The sequence below is a fragment of the Weizmannia sp. FSL K6-0777 genome (assembly GCF_038593185.1).
GTDB classification, from domain to species: Bacteria; Bacillota; Bacilli; order Bacillales; family Bacillaceae_C; genus Weizmannia; species Weizmannia faecalis.
Genome location: NZ_CP151971.1, coordinates 1,203,850 through 1,222,349 on the forward strand (window position 1 = coordinate 1,203,850; position 18,500 = coordinate 1,222,349).

Annotated in this window: 23 protein-coding genes; 16 read left to right on the forward strand and 7 right to left on the reverse strand. The window is 46.2% G+C overall.

The window, feature by feature from the left end; all coding sequences use genetic code 11:
- The first annotated feature begins 2 nt into the window (after positions 1-2).
- Positions 3-335: a YlaH-like family protein gene (locus NST70_RS05515; RefSeq protein ID WP_014095600.1), complete on the forward strand. Its 333-nt coding sequence runs from the start codon at positions 3-5 to the stop codon at positions 333-335.
- 186 nt (positions 336-521) lie between these two features.
- Positions 522-1,850 (forward strand): PhoH family protein, encoded by a 1,329-nt coding sequence (locus NST70_RS05520; RefSeq protein ID WP_014095599.1) that lies wholly within the window; start codon positions 522-524, stop codon positions 1,848-1,850.
- A 66-nt stretch (positions 1,851-1,916) separates the two neighbouring features.
- On the opposite strand, the gene NST70_RS05525 is transcribed toward NST70_RS05520, so the two are convergent.
- Entirely contained in the window at positions 1,917-2,408 is a 492-nt protein-coding gene (locus tag NST70_RS05525) for a peptidyl-prolyl cis-trans isomerase (protein ID WP_017552174.1), read from the reverse strand.
- Between the two features lie 241 nt (positions 2,409-2,649).
- Between NST70_RS05525 and NST70_RS05530 the strand changes: the two genes are divergently transcribed.
- Together NST70_RS05530 and NST70_RS05535 are read left to right on the forward strand one after the other, a co-directional pair.
- Entirely contained in the window at positions 2,650-2,931 is a 282-nt protein-coding gene (locus NST70_RS05530; RefSeq protein ID WP_013858935.1) for a YlaN family protein, read from the forward strand.
- Positions 2,932-3,109: 178 nt separating this feature from the next.
- Positions 3,110-4,327: an FtsW/RodA/SpoVE family cell cycle protein gene (locus NST70_RS05535; protein ID WP_035190127.1), complete on the forward strand. Its 1,218-nt coding sequence runs from the start codon at positions 3,110-3,112 to the stop codon at positions 4,325-4,327.
- A gap of 157 nt (positions 4,328-4,484) precedes the next feature.
- Here NST70_RS05535 and NST70_RS05540 read toward each other — a convergent pair whose 3' ends face one another.
- Positions 4,485-5,432, reverse strand: a complete 948-nt coding sequence (locus NST70_RS05540; RefSeq protein ID WP_035181934.1) for a heme A synthase — start codon at positions 5,430-5,432, stop codon at positions 4,485-4,487.
- A gap of 480 nt (positions 5,433-5,912) precedes the next feature.
- On the opposite strand from NST70_RS05540, the gene cyoE reads away from it, so the two are divergent.
- The 6 genes from cyoE to ctaG all read left to right on the forward strand — a co-directional run bounded on the left by cyoE (position 5,913) and on the right by ctaG (position 12,164).
- Entirely contained in the window at positions 5,913-6,827 is a 915-nt protein-coding gene (cyoE, locus tag NST70_RS05545; RefSeq protein ID WP_080746308.1) for a heme o synthase, read from the forward strand.
- A gap of 86 nt (positions 6,828-6,913) precedes the next feature.
- Positions 6,914-7,987, forward strand: coding sequence for a cytochrome c oxidase subunit II (gene coxB, locus NST70_RS05550; protein ID WP_342475932.1), 1,074 nt, complete (start codon positions 6,914-6,916; stop codon positions 7,985-7,987).
- Positions 7,988-8,024: 37 nt separating this feature from the next.
- Positions 8,025-9,896 (forward strand): cytochrome c oxidase subunit I, encoded by a 1,872-nt coding sequence (gene ctaD / locus NST70_RS05555; protein WP_017552179.1) that lies wholly within the window; start codon positions 8,025-8,027, stop codon positions 9,894-9,896.
- Entirely contained in the window at positions 9,896-10,522 is a 627-nt protein-coding gene (locus NST70_RS05560) for a cytochrome (ubi)quinol oxidase subunit III (RefSeq protein ID WP_014095592.1), read from the forward strand. The genes ctaD and NST70_RS05560 overlap by 1 nt, the downstream gene beginning before the upstream one ends.
- Before the next feature lies 1 nt (position 10,523).
- A complete protein-coding gene (ctaF, locus tag NST70_RS05565) occupies positions 10,524-10,853 on the forward strand; it encodes a cytochrome c oxidase subunit IVB (RefSeq protein ID WP_017552180.1) in 330 nt (109 codons plus the stop codon).
- A 339-nt stretch (positions 10,854-11,192) separates the two neighbouring features.
- Complete coding sequence (gene ctaG, locus NST70_RS05570) at positions 11,193-12,164, forward strand: cytochrome c oxidase assembly factor CtaG (protein ID WP_080746286.1); 972 nt, start codon at positions 11,193-11,195, stop codon at positions 12,162-12,164.
- Positions 12,165-12,218: 54 nt separating this feature from the next.
- Here the strand turns inward: ctaG and NST70_RS05575 are convergent, their stop codons facing one another.
- A complete protein-coding gene (locus NST70_RS05575; protein ID WP_014095589.1) occupies positions 12,219-12,578 on the reverse strand; it encodes a YugN family protein in 360 nt (119 codons plus the stop codon).
- 260 nt (positions 12,579-12,838) lie between these two features.
- Here NST70_RS05575 and NST70_RS05580 point away from each other — a divergent pair, with 260 nt between their 5' ends.
- Positions 12,839-13,858, forward strand: a complete 1,020-nt coding sequence (locus tag NST70_RS05580) for a CAP domain-containing protein (RefSeq protein ID WP_342475934.1) — start codon at positions 12,839-12,841, stop codon at positions 13,856-13,858.
- Between the two features lie 100 nt (positions 13,859-13,958).
- On the opposite strand, the gene NST70_RS05585 is transcribed toward NST70_RS05580, so the two are convergent.
- Entirely contained in the window at positions 13,959-14,438 is a 480-nt protein-coding gene (locus NST70_RS05585) for a PaaI family thioesterase (protein ID WP_014095587.1), read from the reverse strand.
- A 179-nt stretch (positions 14,439-14,617) separates the two neighbouring features.
- Here NST70_RS05585 and NST70_RS05590 point away from each other — a divergent pair, with 179 nt between their 5' ends.
- The 3 genes from NST70_RS05590 to NST70_RS05600 all read left to right on the forward strand — a co-directional run bounded on the left by NST70_RS05590 (position 14,618) and on the right by NST70_RS05600 (position 15,719).
- Positions 14,618-15,010 (forward strand): YlbD family protein, encoded by a 393-nt coding sequence (locus tag NST70_RS05590; protein ID WP_014095586.1) that lies wholly within the window; start codon positions 14,618-14,620, stop codon positions 15,008-15,010.
- Between the two features lie 15 nt (positions 15,011-15,025).
- Entirely contained in the window at positions 15,026-15,265 is a 240-nt protein-coding gene (locus NST70_RS05595) for a YlbE-like family protein (protein WP_014095585.1), read from the forward strand.
- Between the two features lie 73 nt (positions 15,266-15,338).
- Entirely contained in the window at positions 15,339-15,719 is a 381-nt protein-coding gene (locus NST70_RS05600; protein WP_035189223.1) for a hypothetical protein, read from the forward strand.
- Positions 15,720-15,916: 197 nt separating this feature from the next.
- Here NST70_RS05600 and NST70_RS05605 read toward each other — a convergent pair whose 3' ends face one another.
- Both NST70_RS05605 and NST70_RS05610 read right to left on the reverse strand, forming a co-directional pair.
- On the reverse strand, positions 15,917-16,174 hold the full coding sequence (locus tag NST70_RS05605; RefSeq protein ID WP_035189225.1) for a hypothetical protein: 258 nt from the start codon (positions 16,172-16,174) through the stop codon (positions 15,917-15,919).
- Positions 16,175-16,192: 18 nt separating this feature from the next.
- Entirely contained in the window at positions 16,193-16,597 is a 405-nt protein-coding gene (locus tag NST70_RS05610) for a hypothetical protein (RefSeq protein WP_052123299.1), read from the reverse strand.
- A gap of 165 nt (positions 16,598-16,762) precedes the next feature.
- Here NST70_RS05610 and NST70_RS05615 point away from each other — a divergent pair, with 165 nt between their 5' ends.
- Positions 16,763-17,203: a YlbF family regulator gene (locus NST70_RS05615; protein WP_014095583.1), complete on the forward strand. Its 441-nt coding sequence runs from the start codon at positions 16,763-16,765 to the stop codon at positions 17,201-17,203.
- A 93-nt stretch (positions 17,204-17,296) separates the two neighbouring features.
- Positions 17,297-17,572: a DUF2129 domain-containing protein gene (locus NST70_RS05620; RefSeq protein WP_014095582.1), complete on the forward strand. Its 276-nt coding sequence runs from the start codon at positions 17,297-17,299 to the stop codon at positions 17,570-17,572.
- 139 nt (positions 17,573-17,711) lie between these two features.
- Here the strand turns inward: NST70_RS05620 and NST70_RS05625 are convergent, their stop codons facing one another.
- Positions 17,712-18,101 carry a hypothetical protein gene (locus tag NST70_RS05625; RefSeq protein ID WP_014095581.1) on the reverse strand — a complete coding sequence of 130 codons (390 nt, stop codon included), beginning with the start codon at positions 18,099-18,101 and terminating at the stop codon, positions 17,712-17,714.
- Between the last annotated feature and the right edge of the window lie 399 nt (positions 18,102-18,500).

Genomic DNA, 18,500 nt, shown 5'->3' on the forward strand with positions numbered 1-18,500 from the left:
GGATGACAAGCGAGGCGGTTCACCACCAATTGTCATTTTTTGCGGCGTTGTACAAAGTGGATGAAAACCCGGAACCGGGGATGTGGGCCTTGTATCTGACCATCGTCGTTCTTTCGGTCATTGTCTACCGGCTCGGATTTGCGAGAAAGTTGCCAGTTCTGAAATCTGCTGTTATTTATGTACTGCTCCTTTTGGGATGCACGCTGCTCACGTTTTTTGCCATCTTTTTGCCCGTGGGGGAGTCGCTCTGTTTAGCGGCTGTTGTGCTCGGCGTTTACAAAATCCGCCTGTATCAGCATAAAAAAACTGAAAAAAAGGAACGTTTTCCAATGTAGCACGCTTCCGGTTCCGGAAGCTTTTTTTTGTGCCGCAAAAGAACTGGACGCGCGCAATGATTCTAACCGGACTTGCCCGTACATATACTTTAGCAGTGCCTGGTCCTTTGTCCAATCCCAGCGATGAACAGGTCACACCGCGCTCACATAAACTAACATAATCCATATGAAGCAGGGGGCATCGATTTGAAGAAAATATACGTCTTGGATACCAATGTATTGCTCCAGGATCCATATGCCATCTTTTCTTTTGAAGATAATGAAATTGTCATACCGGCTGTTGTACTGGAAGAAGTGGATTCTAAAAAACGAAATATGGACGAAATCGGCAGAAATGCGCGCCAGGTATCCAAATTAATGGACGGTTTCCGGCAAGCCGGAAAACTGCATGAGAAAATCCCGCTTGAAAACGGGGGTGTGCTCAGAATTGAGCTGAATCACCGCTCCTTTCACCAGCTGCAGGATATTTTCGTGGAAAAAACAAATGACAACCGGATCCTCGCGGTTGCGAAAAATTTATCGCTGGAAGAAGAGAGAAAAGAAAATGGCCGCCCGGTGATTCTTGTCAGCAAAGATGCGCTCGTCCGGGTAAAAGCGGACGCGCTCGGCCTGTTGGCGGAAGATTTTTTAAACGACCGTGTCGTAAGCCTCGATCATCTTTATACCGGGCAAATGGAAATGTATATCAGCCCCGATTTATTGAAACGGTTTTATGAAAAGCAGGAACTGTCGCTGAGCGAAATTGCCAACCACCCGTTCTACCCGAACCAATTTCTGATTTTGAAAGATGCGCTCGGCAGCTCGGCTTCCGCAATTGCCATTGTGGATCAGGCTGGAAAAACGGCGAAAAAGCTCTTTCATGTGCAGGATGCTGTCTGGGGAATTAAGCCGAGAAACGCCCAGCAGTGGATGGCAATGGAACTTTTGCTGCGCCCCGATATTCCGCTCGTCACCCTGACCGGAAAAGCGGGAACGGGCAAAACATTGCTTGCCCTTGCTGCAGGCCTGATGCAGACGGAAGATTTGCATGATTATAAAAAGCTTTTGGTCGCTCGTCCGATTGTTCCGTTTGGCAAAGATATCGGCTATTTGCCGGGAGAAAAAGAGGAAAAGCTGCGGCCGTGGATGCAGCCCATCTACGATAATCTTGAGTTTTTGTTTAATACGAAAAAAGCGGGAGAAATTGATGGCATATTGTCCGGCATGAGTTCGATTGAGGTGGAGGCGCTGACGTATATCCGCGGGCGCAGCATCCCGGAGCAATATATCATTATTGATGAGGCGCAAAATTTATCCAAGCATGAAGTGAAGACGATTTTAACAAGGGTAGGGGAACAGAGTAAGATCGTGTTAATGGGGGATCCGGAACAAATTGACCACCCGTATTTGGATGCTTACAATAACGGGCTGACGTACGTCGTTGAGAAATTTAAAGATGTGCCGCTCGCCGGGCATGTGCAGCTGCTTAAGGGCGAGCGCTCAAAACTCGCGCAAATCGCGGCAGACCTTTTGTAAGACCACTATATGAAAAAACCGGGAGCAGCTGTCTTAAAACGTTTATGCTGCCCCCGGCATCCGGGATTATTCAATGCGCATACCGGTTACATATTTGACCGGGTTTTCCCGGTTTGAACCGTCATCCAATAAAATGTGAAGCGGGCCGTCTTCTTTCAGCGCCCTTCCTTTAATAGAAAAGGCAGCAATTAAATGGCCAGCCATTTCAAGCGGATAAGCGACAGGCCCGTTCTTTGTTTCAAACACGATTTTTTCCGCATCTTCCAGCGGCTCCGCATTTTGAATGAACAGGCCGACCGGGATGCCAAATGTCCCAGTTTTCAAATGGTGCCGTTTAAACTTTGACTTTGTCCTTACAGCAGCCTGCGGATCGGCCCCTTCTGCCATGGCTTTGTCAAAATATTTGCCGGTTTTCTTTAAGTAGGCTTCTTCCTGGCTGGTTTCCTGCTTTTCTTCGTCGAAATATGTATCAAGATCGACTTTCCGGTCATCAAATATCCAAGTGCCGATATCTAGCGTAATCGGAAACTTCACTTTTCCCTTTATTTGCATAATCATGATTGTGGCCCCTTTCTGTCCGTCTATACAGCATTATACCTTTCACGGCTGCCCGTGTCACTTGAAAGCGTATAAAAACAGTCCGGAAAGCGTTCGGGGTCGGGGAATTGCGGAATTTCAAATTCTGTCTCCCCCGCTTGTTTACGGGATTCCGGGCGTTTATTGATTTCGTATAACTTGCAAAATCACGGTTTTAAAGGTACAATTTTTATTAGATTGATATGTGAACGGGGGGATCAATTTGGCGTCTGAAACAAAGGTGAACCACCGGGAGAAAGCATACAGCCTGCTCAAGGCGGACGCAGAAAAGATATTAAAATTAATTCAGGTTCAAATGGATAACTTAACGATGCCCCAATGCCCTTTATACGAGGAAGTATTGGATACACAAATGTTTGGTTTATCCCGTGAAATAGATTTTGCGGTCCGGCTCGGCTTAGTGGATGCCGGTGACGGAAAGCGGCTTCTTGATTCGCTTGAACAGGAACTGTCCCTTTTGCATGATGCATATATAAAAAAATAATGTTGAAAACTCAAACGATGTTCCGGTTGTTTGAGTTTTTTATTTTTTGAATAAGGGTCAGGTAATGGCGGCCGGCGAAAAAGATGTTATAATTTAAAAATAACGGCAGGAGTTTTTTTAAAACGGTAGAATATTTTTTATCATGAATGTTGCAGTTTTTACGGATTGGAAGGTTCCTATGCTGAAAAAAATCTTAAAATCATTCGACTACTCGGTCATCGTTGTCTACCTGCTTCTTTGCTTATTCGGTTTGGTAATGATTTACAGTTCCAGCATGGTGATTGCAGTGCAGCGTTACGGGCTGGACAGCGCCTATTTTTACAACAAGCAGAAAATCAATTTGGCCCTTGCACTCCTTGCGTTTACCGTTACGGCTTTTCTCCCGTATAAACTATACGCGAGCAAAAAATTCCTTGCAGTGCTGATGTGCGGGTCGATGTTCGGGCTTTTGGCACTGTTTATTTTCGGCCATACGTCGAATAACGCGCAAAGCTGGTTCCGGCTCGGTTCCAGTTCCGTACAGCCGTCGGAATTTGTGAAAGTTGCGATTATTATTTATCTGTCCGCCGTTTATGCCAAGAAACAGGCATACATTGACATCTTTAACAAAGGGGTTGTCCCGCCGCTTATCTTTCTTATCGTTGTTTGTTTCCTGGTTGCGATCCAGCCGGATATCGGGACGGCGACCATCATTTTTGGGATTGGCTGCACGATCATCGTTGCATCCGGCATGCGCCTGAAAACCATGCTGAAGCTGGCAGGGCTCGGGCTTCTATTTTCCGTTCTGTTGTCGCCGTTTCTTTTTCTGGAAAAGGACAAAATCTTTACACCGGTTAAGATCGCACGGTTTACAGGCTATTTGAATCCTTTTCAGAACGAAGGCGGGGAAGGTCTTCAGCTCGTAAACTCCTATATTGCGATCGGGTCAGGCGGGCTGAAAGGGCAGGGACTCGGGGAAAGCATTCAAAAGCTCGGTTATCTTCCAGAGCCCCACACCGACTTTATTATGGCCATTATTGCCGAAGAACTTGGGGCTTTTGGCGTTTTGTTTGTGATCGGCGGGCTTTGCTACATTGTGCTGCGCGGCATATATATCGGCATCCATTCAAAAGACCAGTTCGGGAGCCTGCTTGCGATCGGAATTTCCGGCATGATTGCCATCCAGACATTTATCAATCTGGGCGGCGTCTGCGGCCTGATTCCAATTACGGGGGTGACGCTGCCGTTTATCAGTTACGGCGGTTCATCGCTTCTGATTTTGTCCCTTTCCCTCGGCATTCTGGTCAATGTGGGCATGTTTACAAAGTATGAGGAAAAGTATAAACACAAACAGGAAAAGCCGCAGGAAGCGGGCGGAGCAAACCGGAGGCCGTATCAGGTCTACTCAAGGCCGTAACGTTTAAAAACGGGTGCGCGGCAGAGTGAAAGCAGAGGATAAAATAAAAAGGCGCAAGGTTTTATGCCTTGCGCCTTTTCCGCCTATCTTACGTAAGCCCTTTGCTGCCTTATTTTGCACCAAGCCGCAACATGCGGTACCATTGGTTTTTCCAAACTCAGCGAACCCGGGCTTTTTTTAGCGGGAGGCTGTCTTTGCTTTTGGCAAACTGCTTCACTCGCCCGACAACAAGGTTCAAATAACATAACAGGCCGAACAGACAGGAAATGAAAAATGCGTGCAGGAGGGTGAAAGTAAGATTCATCCTCGAAAAAACGACCATGGCGCCTGAAACAGCCTGCAGGCAGACAAGCACGAACGCAATGATCCATCCCCAGTAAATAACGCGCTGGTTTTGATAATGCCTTACCGCTTTAAAGGTGATATAAGCAATCCAGACAAAGATGAGGAGTGCCGCCGTCCGGTGCCCCATCTGCACCCATTCGAACCGGTTTGCGGGCAAGGAAGGGTCGCTGTTCACACAAAGCGGGAAATCCCGGCAAACAAGGCTTGCATTCATATGGCGGACAAGCGCGCCCGTATAAACGACGATAAAGCTGTAAACGGTCACGCCGATCGTATGCCATCTCATGCTTTTTTCAAGGACAAGCCTGCCTGCGTCAAATTTCTGGTCCCATTCAAAAACCATCAGCGTTAGCATCAGCACGGACGCAAACGAAATGAGCGAAACGCCGAAATGAAGTGCCATCACAAGATCGGATGAACCCCAGACGACTGCCGCCATACCGAGAAATGCCTGCAGAAGCAGAAAAATGACGGAAATAATGGATAAAAATTTCGTTTCTCTTTTATGGCCGATTGCAAACCATGACCAAATGGCAAGCGCAAAGACAAGAAACGATGCGATGCCCGTGCAAAACCTGTGCAGCCACTCAATCAGCGACTCGACAGTGAGCGGATCAGGAAAAATTTTGCCGTTACAAAGCGGCCATTGGCGGCCGCAGCCAAGGCTTGAACCGGTATTGGTGACAAGTGCCCCGCCAATTAACACCACCATCATCGATAAAGTTGTCACTACTCCGAGCCATTTTAAAGTTGTGCGCAATTGTTCCACCTTCTTTTATCTCATTTGTAAACATGTATCACAAGCCACGAATGCAACATACAGTCCCGCATCATTGCAACCGTTCATATAGTAGAAAATCCGTTCGGCAAGGTGCTTCCAACTATCATCTTATCGTAAAACAGTCTGAAGGAAAAATATTTATTTCCCATGACACAAATTTGCCATAAAAATGTGTCGAAAATATCACACCTTCGCGGTAATTTATGATTAAATATAATATAGGCAGGTATATTTCGGAATTCCGCATATTTACATGTTGGGAAACTTATAAATGATCTTAGTATGACGATATCGTTACATACAGTTTTGATTAATAGCCAAAAAGGAAAAGATGGATTATAGTTGTAGTATACCGTTTTCCTTATTGGCAGCGTAAAAACATTTACAAAAGGAATCCGCCGACAACGTGTCAGGCCATTTTTTTTGAACGGTTTTGAAAAATTGGAAGGAGGGACTATCGTGGCAGATAGTCGGACGATGGATACAACAACAAGGGTAAAAGCTGCAGACGCCTCTGCGTTGAAAGATTTCTTATCCTTGATTAAAATTGGAATTGTAAACTCAAATTTAATTACGGCATTTACCGGAATGTGGCTTGCATTGGAACTGACAAACAGGCATTTTTTGCAGTCGCTGGACATTATGGTCCTTGCGATGGCGGGAACTGCGCTGATTGTCGCCGGGTCGTGCAGCCTGAACAACTGGTATGACCGGGATATTGATGTCATTATGAAAAGCAAAAATTTTAGGCCGACGGTTACAGGCAGATTTTCAAACGCGAAAGTGCTTACAATTGGCCTCGGATTTGTGGCAATCGGCACACTGCTATTGTTTATGACCACTCCAATGGCGGGGCTGATCGGGCTGTTTGGCGTATTCAGCTATGTCGTGCTGTATACAATGTGGTCAAAACGAACCCTTGTCAGCAATACCGTGATCGGCAGTTTTGCCGGCGCTGTTCCCCCGCTGATCGGCTGGGCGGCTGTTGACCCGCATCTCGGGATTGTGCCATGGATGCTGTTTTTGCTTATGTTTATCTGGCAACCACCGCATTTTTATGCGATTGCGATGAAAAAATGCGAAGAATACAAGGCAGCGGGCATTCCGATGCTTCCGGCTGTCAAGGGGTTTCAAATCACAAAATGGCATATGCTCATATGGGTGGCATTGCTTATTCCGGTGCCGTTTTTCCTGAAACCGCTCGGCATTGGTTTTATCATCCTTGCGACATTGTTTAATCTGGGCTGGCTGGCATTAAGCCTGTCCGGTTTTAAAATGAAGAATGATTTAAAATGGGCGAAATGGATGTTCATTTATTCGCTGAACTATTTAACGATCTTGTTTGTAGCAATGGTAATCGCTACGCTTTTCTAAAGGGAGTTCTTTCTTGCAAAAGAAATCCAATAGATTGCATCCTTGTTCTGACAGAAAGATACAGGAAAGAGGGGATTGGTAGAGCGATGAAACAGCGGCTGCAAAAGGGGAGTTTGCTTTTTATTGTCACTTTGTTTATGGCCGCGCTTTCGGGCTGTGGCAAGCCATATTTGTCGGCACTTGATCCTGCCGGCGAAGTGGCCCGGAAGCAGTATGATTTGATGATGTGGAGCGTTTGGATTATGGTGTTCGTCATGGTTGTCGTATTCGCCGTTTTCCTTACCGTTCTCATACGGTTCAGGCGGAAAAAAGGGGACGAATCCATTCCAAAACAGGTGCCGGGGAATCATAAGCTTGAAATCTTATGGACCATTATTCCGATTGTTTTATTGATTTTAATTGCCATTCCGACCATCAGCCAGGTCTTCAGCCTCGGAGATACGAAAGCGATGGATAAGAAAAAGGATGCCAAGCAAGGGGCGCTTATCGTTAAAGTTCGCGCCAGCCTTTATTGGTGGGAATTTGAATACCCGGGTTATGGTGTGGTGACAAGCCAGGAACTCGTTGTCCCAACAAACCAGAAAGTTTACTTCCAAGTGAAAGCCTCAGATGTGAAACACTCATTTTGGATACCGTCCGTTGGCGGGAAAATGGATGCCAACACAGATAATATCAACAAATTCTGGCTTGAAATTGATGATCAGAAGGCAGAGGATGCCGGAAATGTGTTTTATGGAAAATGCGCCGAATTATGCGGCCCTTCCCATGCCTTAATGGACTTCCGCGTGAAAGCGGTGCCACAGGATGAGTTTAAGGCGTGGATCAGCAATATGAAAAATGCAAAAGAAACAAAACCGGCGTCCGCTCTCGCACAGGAAGGGCAGGATGTATTCAAAAAAAGCTGCATCAGCTGCCACGCGGTCACGCCGAATGACACACGGCCGGAACAGGCACGGACAGCTCCCAATCTGGCAACCTTTGGCGAAAGGGAAAAAGTCGCCGGCATTTTGGACCGTAATGAGGCCAATCTCAAAAACTGGATAAAAGATCCGGAGAAATACAAACCGGGGACAAAAATGCCCGCCTTCGGGGATAAGCTTTCCGACCGGCAAATCGATGCGCTTGCGGCTTATTTGATGCAATTGAAAGCTGGTGAATAAAACAAAGGGGATATTCGAAAGCAAAGGGGAGGTTAAAGTGAGCGTAGGAACAAAAAAGGCAGGTTTTGGCGCCACTGTCTATGAATATCTCACAACAGTGGATCATAAAAAAATCGGCATTTTGTATTTGATTACAGGGGGATTGTTTTTTGTCATCGGCGGGATTGAAGCGCTGATGATCCGCATACAGCTGGCGGTGCCGAACAATCATTTTGTCGGCGCGGATACGTACAATCAAGTCATGACAATGCACGGCACGACCATGATCTTTCTTGCGGCCATGCCGCTCTTGTTTGGTTTTATGAATGCGATTGTCCCGCTTCAGATCGGTGCCCGTGATGTGGCTTTTCCGTTTTTAAATGCATTGGGGTTCTGGTTGTTTTTCTTTGGCGGTATTTTCTTGAATTTATCCTGGTTTCTTGGGGGCGCGCCCGATGCGGGGTGGACTTCCTATGCTTCACTGTCCCTCGCATCTGGCGGACACGGGATTGATTTTTATTCACTCGGGTTGCAAGTTTCAGGTTTCGGTACGCTCATTGCTGGGGTGAATTTCCTTGTGACGATTATGAACATGCGGGCGCCGGGAATGACGTACATGCGCATGCCGATGTTCACATGGACGACTTTCGTTGTGTCCGCCCTTATTCTGTTTGCGTTTCCACCACTTACAGCCGGTTTGTTCTTGCTAACATTTGATCGGATGTTCGGTGCGAAATTTTTTGACGTGGCCTTCGGAGGAAATACCATCATTTGGGAACATCTTTTCTGGATTTTCGGGCATCCGGAAGTCTACATTTTAATTTTGCCGGCATTTGGCATTTTCTCTGAAATTTTTGCACATTTTTCTAAAAAGCGATTATTCGGATACTCTTCCATGGTATTCGCCGTTATTTTAATTGGGTTTTTAGGCTTTATGGTGTGGGCCCACCATATGTTTACAACCGGCCTGGGCAATGTAGCCAACGCCATTTTTGCCGTGTCTACAATGACCATTGCGGTGCCGACGGGCATTAAAATTTTCAACTGGCTGCTTACGATGTGGGGCGGGAGCATCCGGTTTACAACGCCGATGCTTTATGCGGCTGCTTTCATCCCGTCCTTTACATTGGGCGGTGTTACCGGGGTGATGCTCGCGGCTGCACCTGCTGACTACCAATATCATGACAGCTATTTTGTTGTAGCCCACTTCCACTATGTTATTGTCGGCGGTGTTGTTTTCGGGTTGCTTGCGGCACTGCATTATTACTGGCCGAAAATGTTCGGCACGATGCTGAATGAGACAATGGGGAAAATCACATTCTGGCTATTTTTCATTGGTTTCCATTTAACCTTTATGATCCAGCACTGGCTCGGATTGCTCGGGATGCCGAGAAGGCAGTGGACATATCTGCCGAATCAAGGCTGGGATACGGATAACCTCGTCAGTTCATCCGGCGCGGTGTTGATGGCGGCAGGTGTGCTAATCCTCGTGGCCAATATTGTTGTCACGGCCGTCCAGAACCGGAAAGTCGGAAACGATCCGTGGGAGTTTGGCAGGACGCTCGAATGGTCGATTTCCTCTCCGCCGCCGGAATACAACTTTGCACAAACACCGCTTGTCAGAGGAATTGACACCTGGTGGCTCGAAAAAATGGAAGGGAAAAAACAGGTGACACCAGCAGAGCCGATCAAAGACATCCATATGCCGAACTCGTCCATCTTGCCGTTTTTTATGGCATTCGGTTTATTTATTGCCGCGTTCGGCGCAATGTATCATGCAAACCATACCAAAGCCGGCATCACGATCCTTGTCATCGGCTTGGCGATTACCCTTGGATCGATGCTGATCCGGTCGGTAAAAGATGATACGGGATACCATATTAGGAAGGAAGCCTTAATGGAACGCGAAGAAAGGGGGGCCGGGGCGTAATGGAAATAGAACAAAATTTTACGGCGAAAACATGGCCAGAGTCCCCGGAGCGGGCGACGCTTGAAGGCAGGAATAAATTTCTCGGTTTTTGGCTGTTTTTAGGCGGCGAGACGGTCCTTTTTGCTTCCTTGTTTGCAACCTACCTGGCGCTGAAAGACAAGGGCCCGGCATCAATGGTGCATGCAAAAGACTTATTTGAACTGCCGCTAACCTTTTTGGCCACGGTTTTTCTGTTAACGAGTTCCATTACAAGTGTGTATGCCATTTATCATATGAAAAATTTTGCTTTTAAAAAAATGCAGGCCTGGTTTTTGATTACCGTTTTGCTTGGTGCTTGTTTTCTTGGGCTTGAAGTCTATGAATTCCATCATTATGTGACGGAATACCATCATACATTTACAAGCAGCGCATTCGGTTCCGCGTTTTATACGCTTGTCGGGTTCCACGGCGGCCACGTGGCGTTCGGGCTGTTATGGATTACGACACTGATGGTGCGGAACGCGAAACGGGGATTGAATTTGTACAATGCGCCGAAATTTTACGTGGCAAGCCTGTATTGGCACTTTATTGATGTCGTCTGGGTGTTTATCTTTACGGTTGTATATTTGATGGGGATGGTGGGATAAGATGGAACACAATGCACAAATGGACAGACGCCATGTTGAATACGAATACAGGCGCCGCAAAAGCGCGGAGGAAATGAAGTACCAGGTCGTCAGTTTTATTTTGATGATGTTTTTGACTATTGTTGCATTCTGGGCCGTCCATGCCCATTTGTCCAAATGGTTTACCATTCCGGTTATCCTGCTTTTGGCTGCGATCCAGGTCGTATTTCAGCTGTTTTATTTCATGCATATGAACCATAAGCACCATGAAGGCCCGAAACTTTTCATCTTTGGCGGCACACTCGTCGCATTTGTCACAGTACTGGCATTCCTCACCATCATCTGGTGGTGAAAAGAAAAGCGGAGGGCGTTTGCCCGTCGGCGTATGAATTTCATAGTCCCCGAACTGAGATAAAGGAAACACGGCGAGGAACGAGCCGATGTTGACTTATCGTAGGGGAGGGGACTGGAAATTCACTAGCCGACAGCGCCCGGAGCTAGACAAAGAAAAGCGGAGGCGACTGCTTAGCCCCGACAGGCGAATGTTCCGGCCGGGATGAAGCCTTGGCTTCAGGACGGACGGGTTATTCGACCCGAGGGGCTAGGAGCCGCAGCTAGACAAAGAAAAGCGGAGGGCGTTTGATTATCGGCTGTTAGGAGCCAGAGCTAAAAGTAAAGCGGAGGGCGCTTCTTGGGCGCCCCCGCTTTAAATCGATTTGCAATGGTGCGGAAAGGAGTGGTAATGGTGCCGCTTGAAATATTCGGATTTCGTGCACTGTGGAGCCCTTATTTTTTTATCACGATCTTACTGTTTGTTTTTCTTTATTTTCTGCTTGCGTCCTTATGCAAAAGGTCTTATTTGAACGCAATGCCGCCGAGTCCGGTGCAGTCTGTTTCTTTTTGTACAGCGATGGTATTGCTTTACATCGTCAAAGGCTCTCCTGTCGATCTTATCGGGCATATCCTGTTTTCCGTCCATATGCTGCAAATGTCTATCCTTTTTTTCATTGTCGCACCGCTGTTTTTGCGTGGGATGCCGGTGTGGATATTGGAAAAGGGGATGCAGCTTCCGGTTGTCGCGCCCGTTGTCCGGTTCTTTACAAATCCGGTGCTTGCCGTTATCACCTTTAATATCATTTTTTCCCTGTACCACATTCCGGCCGTTTTCGATCAGGTCAAGGTCACGCCGTTTCTCCACAGCATCTACACCATTGTGCTGTTTCTTTTAGCCATAGCGATGTGGTGGCCGATTTTGTCGCCATTGCCCGGGCAATATGCGCTGAGTGGCCTGAAAAAAATCGCTTATTTATTTGCAAGCGCCATGCTTTTAACCCCTGCATGCGCCTTAATCATGTTCGCCAATCATCCGGTTTACAGGAGCTTTTCCGACGGAACGATGTGGCTTTCGTCCATGCATTTATGTGTGCCTGCTGACATGCTCTCCGGAGTGGCGCGTTACGGCTCCCCGGCGCTTTTCTCACCGCTTCCTGTACTGCAGGACCAGCAGCTTGGCGGTGTGGTGATGAAAATCATGCAGGAAATCGTCTACGGCATCATGCTTGCCCGCATCTTTTTCCAATGGGCAAGGACAGAACAGGAAGATGGCAGCACGGAAAAGAATCCGGTTGCCGGAGAACAGCGGAGGCTGATCGAACAGCATTAAAAAAGGCCGCTCTCTATGGCCCGCCGTTTTAAGGGGCCACAGGAGCGGCGCATTTTATTCAGCAAATACAACCAAGTCTTCTTTAAGCGCTTCCAAAATTTTTCTGCAATACATGACGAGATCATGCGGAAAATACTCGTCATCGCCGTACTCCACACCATGCGGATAATAATATTTTCCTAAAATAGGCGCCTTTAACTGAATCACGGCATCAAACGAATCCACATCCCCCTCGGTTGCAACTCCCTGCACGCGAAGATAATAGGTGCCTTCTTGAATCGTAAATTTTCTATCATATGTGACGCGTTCATAATCCCATTGCCCGGCACGTACCATCTTGTGCCGCTCCATTACATCATCCAACCGCGTCAGATCCACTTTCATATTTTCCAAACCCGTGTCATCAAACCGCAAAAATACCCCTCCCGTCCGCACAATTAAAATCTTTCAATTTTATCTTATCTGAATACAAACATTTATGCAATGCAAATGTTTATAACCGCAAAAAAACCGGCCGCACCGGCTGTCCTTCGAGGAGGTGATTGAAAAAATTGGTGCTTTTCTGCTTAAAACTGTAAAATATATAATAAAATGAATTAAAGGAGAAAAAATTTACGGAACATCAAGAGAGGTGAAGTCACCTGCGTACCTTTTTAAAAACAGCCGCGATCCTTGTGATCATATTTCTGATCGGACTTTATGTCCAGCTTCGTCCTGAAAACGGCGTACTGCAAAACCATTCCTCTAACAAGAAAATGGATAACAGTTCTGACATTCATGACCACAGCAAGGATCAAACGTACAGCCGTCCGGATCATGGCATGTCGGTATATATCGGGAAACCTGTGAAAACGTTGACCACACATTTCGGAAAACCACAAAGGGTGGATCTGTCTCCATATGGTTATGATTGGTGGATTTATAAGAAAAAATCGACCGGTTATTTTCAGGCCGGCGTGAAAAATGGCAAGGTTACGACCATTTACGCTGTCGGAACCCGTTTAGACGTAGCCCCGTTTGAGATTGGAGAAAATGTAGAAAAAATTTACAGTTCCATTTTAATGGATACGGATATGACGGTGCAAACAAATGAAGGCACATACCGCTTTGAATTGTCGGAAGAAGATTTGAATATCCGCCCGCTTGTCCGTCTTGGGGATATCTATGCCCAGCTGGCGCTTGATAAGTTCAGCGGCAAATTGCTGTTTATCCGTTTTATGGATAAAAACACACTGACGATGCTGCATCCATATGAAATGGTGTACCACGGAGAACTGCCCGAATCCGTTCCGGAGGATGATCCGAAATGGGTTGACGTAGAAAAGGCGAACGTCAGGCAAATTTTTGACCTTACAAACATTGTCAGGGCACGATTCGGTTTAAAAAAACTGGCCTGGAATACAGCTCTTTCCGAAGTGGCGTACAATCACAGCAAAGACATGGCTGACGACCATTATTTTTCGCATGTCTCCCCCAAATATGGAGACTTAAAAGAAAGATTAAAGAATGGGCATGTTTCTTATGCTGCGGCTGGGGAAAATATTGCCGCCCACTATACGGATGGTCCGGCTGCTGTGGAGGGATGGCTTAATTCAGAAGGCCACCGGAAAACATTGCTGGAGAAAGATTTCACCCATCTTGGCGTCGGGGTGTACCAGAAATACTATACCCAGGATTTCATGAAGGCACCATAGCCGGATACCGTTCCAGCCTAAGCTGGAGAGGGGTCCGGCTGATGTATGCATATAAGGCAGGCGGGCTGCCCGGGGCTTTTGAAAGGGTATTTCCGGCTTCTCATTTCAAAATGAAAAAAGAACCCGTGCAATGGGCGATCTTTGTCCCGTCATCCCGAAAGGCAGTTCCTTCCAGCACCATCGTTTGCGTGCCGCGGTGGATTACCTTTGCCTTCGCTTTTAAGCGGCTTCCCGTCCCCGGGGCAATATAATGAATGGTGAGATTGGATGTAACAGCCTGCTGACCCGCCGGCAACAGGCGATTTGCCATCACGCCCATTGCTGTATCAAGCAGGGTTGCCGTTACACCGCCGTGAACGATGGAAAAGTTATTGTAGAGTAACGGCGTAACTGGAATGGTCACCTCGCATTCTTCCCCATCGAAGTCCGCTTCCATCAAAAAGAGATCCTTGAAATATGTACGTTCGTTCCCGGCTTGTTTATTGGAAAGTCCATTTAACATTTGCTGCAATACGATTAAGTCTTCTTCCGTTGCCGCTTGGACCACTTTTTCAAAAGTATGGTGTATTTCTTCTTTCATCTCCTGATACCTCTTTTAACGCGTTTTTTTAAAAGCATACCCATATCGTATCAAAATTCACGGGAAATGAAAACCTTCACACCTGCTTACTGCCGGCATATGCTGGATATGAGGAAGGTATGTGAACGTAACAGAAAGCCAACGTTCGAAAAAAATGTTTTCTCGCGGGGTGAGCGGAAATGGGAACGAAAAAATTGCATCCTTCCGTAGAAAAGTTTAAAGCTTTTACAAAAACCCATCCTTTGATTTTAAAAGAAGTCCGGGGCGGAAAAAAGTCTTTACAGGATTTCTTTGAAGAATGGTATATACTGGGCGAAGACGACCCGGTCTGGGAAAAATACGCGGCAGAAGGCAGTGAAACGAAGGAAAAAACGGGCGGGAGAAGCAGCTGGCTGAACCAGCTCGGCGCGATGCTCGAGAACCTGGACCCAGCACAGGTCCAAGGCCACCTGCAGCATTTGACGGAAGCGATTGCCGCCGTCCAAAATGTGATCACGCAGTTTACAGGGGGGCAGACGCCACAATCCCAGGCTCCCCAGCCGAAGGGCCCGTTTTCATTCAGAAAAGACTAGAGAGGGGCTGCACATATGCGGAACGAAGTAATGGAAGTCATCCGGCAGTCGAACGAATGGAAAACTTTTTTAAGGGAGCAGCCGGCGTGGTACCGGAAATTGTCAAGGCATCCCGAGGAACTGGAGCAATTTCAAATTGCCGCGCTCCATTATTACCAGAAAACGATCCCGCAGCGGGTTGAAAAGTTTGCAAACGGGTTGCAAATGGCACAAATGATGATGCATATGGTGCAGTCCATCTATGAACAAGGATGATTTCCGAAAAAATTTGCCTTTTTTGAGTAAATCAGCGCTTTCTTGCGGAAAATAACCGCAAGGAGTGATCGAAATGAAGATGGCTGCAGGATTCCTTGCTGTATGTTTGCTGTTTGCCGGCTGCAGCGGGCATATGCCGCGTAAAGAGCAGCGGGAAGCGGATGCTGCTGCTTCCGCGGCGGAAAATCAGGCATCAGTCCGGTATTTTGTAAAAGACCGGGATTTGTTCGTGGAATGTATGATTCCAAGCGTCACCTTTTCAGGCAGCCGGCATGCCAAACCGGCAAAAATCAAAGTCTATGTGGATGGTGTATGGAAAGACGAGTACAATACGGCTGCATTTGTTGTAAAAGGGCTTGATAAAGGGGTACATACAGTGCAGCTGGAAGTAGTGGACAAAAACACAGGCGCCCGCCTAGGCATTCACAGACAGTTTTATATTTCTGTCAGCTGATCGTATGGATACACGCGGAAGCAGATGACGGATGCAAAGAGCCTCAAGAAATTCCGTTCGTATATGTGGAAAAACTGGGCTGTATTTTTTGACTGAAGAGAATGCTGATGATGAAGATGAAAAAGCATATTGCTTATTGGGATTGCAAAGTAGAAATTATTTTATTAAAGAGTAACAGAACAGGAGTAGCTTTAAAGCTACTCCTGTTTTTTTAATGCATCTACAAGTTGCTTGGCATCCAACATTGACATACCTTTTTCTTCTCTTAAAAATTTCACAGTTTTAATGGCACCGAGAAGTTTTAGTTTTTCCTGTGCTAGAGCAATTAATTCATCGTTGCTTTCACTAGGTTTTGTATTTTCTTTTCTTAAAGCATTAACCTTGTTCGTTAAAACAACAATATAAATTAAAAACGCAACATTGAGAATTAGTGATGTGATTAAACCCCAGTTCATAATGACACTCCAATCATTTTAGAACCCACACTCATTCCTTACGTTTGTAAAGCCTGTTAGTTCTGCCATCAGGGCTGAAAGAGCTGCTATTTTTTCACCTGCGGTGGTAGCACCTACTAATAATTTAGCAGTTTCCCATGCCCCGCCTAATGCTTTAACATATTTCTTGATTTTAGTTAATTTTGCAATCGGAATTGCATTGGTAACAAGTAATTCTCCAATTGCTAAGCTACAACTCCACACGCTTTTTGTTTGGATTTTAGGTAAAGTATCTTTGAAATATTTTTGGATTTCATCTTGGTTTCCTTGTTCTAACAATTCATCAGGAATATGTTCAATAGCATCTAGTACCGGTAAAAGTTCATCTGCAGTTGCTCTACTCATTGGTGGGTTTTTTAGATTAACATTGTTTTCTGAAGACATAATTATACCACCTTTCAGTAATTTTTTCTAAACATGGAGAAATGACTTCTCTCTTATAATTCCATTTCCCTTTTTGTATAAGTTAAAACATATGGAGAGAGCTGATCGGGCAAATTCGCAAAGCTTGCGGAAACATGGTAAAATCATCATGTGGAGGTGAGCTTTTTGCTTGCAACATTGGAAAGCGCGGAAATTTTGTCTGAAGCTGAAGCACTGGCGAAAATGGTCATTGCCTCGGATATTGCCGAAAATTACCGGGACTGCTATAACAGGATGTATCATGATCCAGCCACACAGCAGAAAATCCGGAAATTTGCACGCCTGAAAGAACAGTTTGAGGAAGTCCAGCGCTTTGGCAGGTATCACCCTGATTATAAACGCATCAACAAAGAAACAAGGGAAGCCAAGAGGGAAATGGATCTGGATGAGAACGTCGCAAGATTCAGGCGGGCGGAAAATGCCCTCCAGGATCTGCTCGACCAAATCAGCCTGATGATTGGCAAATCTGTTTCTGAACATATAAAAGTGCCGACCGGAAATCCGTTTTTTGATGCCTCTTGTTCCGGCGGCTGCGGAACCGGCGGCAGCTGCAGCTGTTCCGCATAAATCGTGATAAGGCCGCAATCCGCGGCCTTTCCTTATTGTTCCGTGAAAAAAGGTATGGTACACTCATTAAAAAAAGCACGAAGGGGAAACGCTATGTTATCAGATCGGCAGGGCCTCATCATTTGGCTGTATCAGATGAAGCATACGAAACATTTACGAAGATTTGGCAATGTCCATTATGCGTCAAAAAGGATGAAGTATGCCGTCCTTTATTGTGACCGCAAAGAGATAGAGCAGGTAAAAGCGAAAATTGAAAATCTTCCGTTTGTAAGGAAAGTGGATTATTCCATGAAGCCGTTTTTAAAAACGGAATATGAAAACGCAAAACCGGACAAAGCAAAAGAATACGACTATAAAATAGGGCTATAAAGGCGCCGGGTTTGCATGCTAGCATTCCCTGCGTGTGCATCACCGCAAATCCGCCGTGCCCAAAAAAGCGTTGCTGCCCGGAAGCTCCGTCCCGCGCATTTTAAATCAAGCACATCCGGCTGCACTCTGGCCGAAATATTTATTGCAGCGGCGGAATCAGCCGGTTCATTCTTAATATGCCGATTAAATATTGATAAAAAAGGTTTTTGTCGGAAAAAGACGAAGATGGCCGGACTTCGAGTTCCACAATGTCCGCTCCTAAAGCAGCTGCGGTTTCGGCAAACAGGCTGTACCGTTTGTTTGGCTGCACCCTCGGATCCGGAATCCCTTCAAGGCAAACGTATAACGCCTGAAATTCCCCCGGATCGGTCGGTTTTAAAATGAGCACGGGCGAAGTGACAGCTTGATCCGCAACGATGGTATGAAGGGCAAGCATGCCGTGCAGCCGGTGCCGGTTTGCTTTTGCCAGTTCGATCAGTTCAAATAAATCTGTATATCCGTTTCCTAGTTCAATAAATCTTTGTTGCATCTTCATTCCTCGCTTACAAACAAATTTGCTGCTTCTATTCTACTGCACTTCTTTTTATTCGGAAAGTATTTCTGCAAAATAAACCGGGGGAGATGCCGGCCGGCTTTTTGAAACGACGTGCCCGGCCAAGAATGCGGAAAATAAAAAACCCTGCAGCCAATACTGCAGGGCCCTTCTATATCCTTATTCCGGACAGAAGGCAAAGGGAGAGGAGAAACCGGAGGAAGAACTTATGGGGAAACGTAAGTCTTCTCCGCGGTTGGCAGCAACATCTTTTGATGCTGCTGGTATCATTATGGCCAACTTTTCCTGAATTATACTTTTGCTTTAAATTTTGGTGGTATGTGTAAAATTTTACTCGAAGGGGCAAATGAGTGGAAAAAAATGGGAAGACGCTCT

Excerpts from the sequence above, each read along its gene's own strand:
- NST70_RS05515 (WP_014095600.1), top strand. The coding sequence starts at position 3 with ATGACAAGCGAGGCGGTTCACCACCAATTGTCATTTTTTGCGGCGTTG.
- NST70_RS05525 (WP_017552174.1), bottom strand. The coding sequence starts at position 2,408 with ATGATTATGCAAATAAAGGGAAAAGTGAAGTTTCCGATTACGCTAGAT.
- NST70_RS05535 (WP_035190127.1), top strand. The coding sequence starts at position 3,110 with ATGCTGAAAAAAATCTTAAAATCATTCGACTACTCGGTCATCGTTGTC.
- coxB (WP_342475932.1), top strand. The coding sequence starts at position 6,914 with ATGAAACAGCGGCTGCAAAAGGGGAGTTTGCTTTTTATTGTCACTTTG.
- NST70_RS05560 (WP_014095592.1), top strand. The coding sequence starts at position 9,896 with ATGGAAATAGAACAAAATTTTACGGCGAAAACATGGCCAGAGTCCCCG.
- ctaF (WP_017552180.1), top strand. The coding sequence starts at position 10,524 with ATGGAACACAATGCACAAATGGACAGACGCCATGTTGAATACGAATAC.
- NST70_RS05585 (WP_014095587.1), bottom strand. The coding sequence starts at position 14,438 with ATGAAAGAAGAAATACACCATACTTTTGAAAAAGTGGTCCAAGCGGCA.
- NST70_RS05590 (WP_014095586.1), top strand. The coding sequence starts at position 14,618 with ATGGGAACGAAAAAATTGCATCCTTCCGTAGAAAAGTTTAAAGCTTTT.
- NST70_RS05595 (WP_014095585.1), top strand. The coding sequence starts at position 15,026 with ATGCGGAACGAAGTAATGGAAGTCATCCGGCAGTCGAACGAATGGAAA.
- NST70_RS05600 (WP_035189223.1), top strand. The coding sequence starts at position 15,339 with ATGAAGATGGCTGCAGGATTCCTTGCTGTATGTTTGCTGTTTGCCGGC.
- NST70_RS05605 (WP_035189225.1), bottom strand. The coding sequence starts at position 16,174 with ATGAACTGGGGTTTAATCACATCACTAATTCTCAATGTTGCGTTTTTA.
- NST70_RS05610 (WP_052123299.1), bottom strand. The coding sequence starts at position 16,597 with ATGTCTTCAGAAAACAATGTTAATCTAAAAAACCCACCAATGAGTAGA.
- NST70_RS05620 (WP_014095582.1), top strand. The coding sequence starts at position 17,297 with ATGTTATCAGATCGGCAGGGCCTCATCATTTGGCTGTATCAGATGAAG.
- NST70_RS05625 (WP_014095581.1), bottom strand. The coding sequence starts at position 18,101 with ATGCAACAAAGATTTATTGAACTAGGAAACGGATATACAGATTTATTT.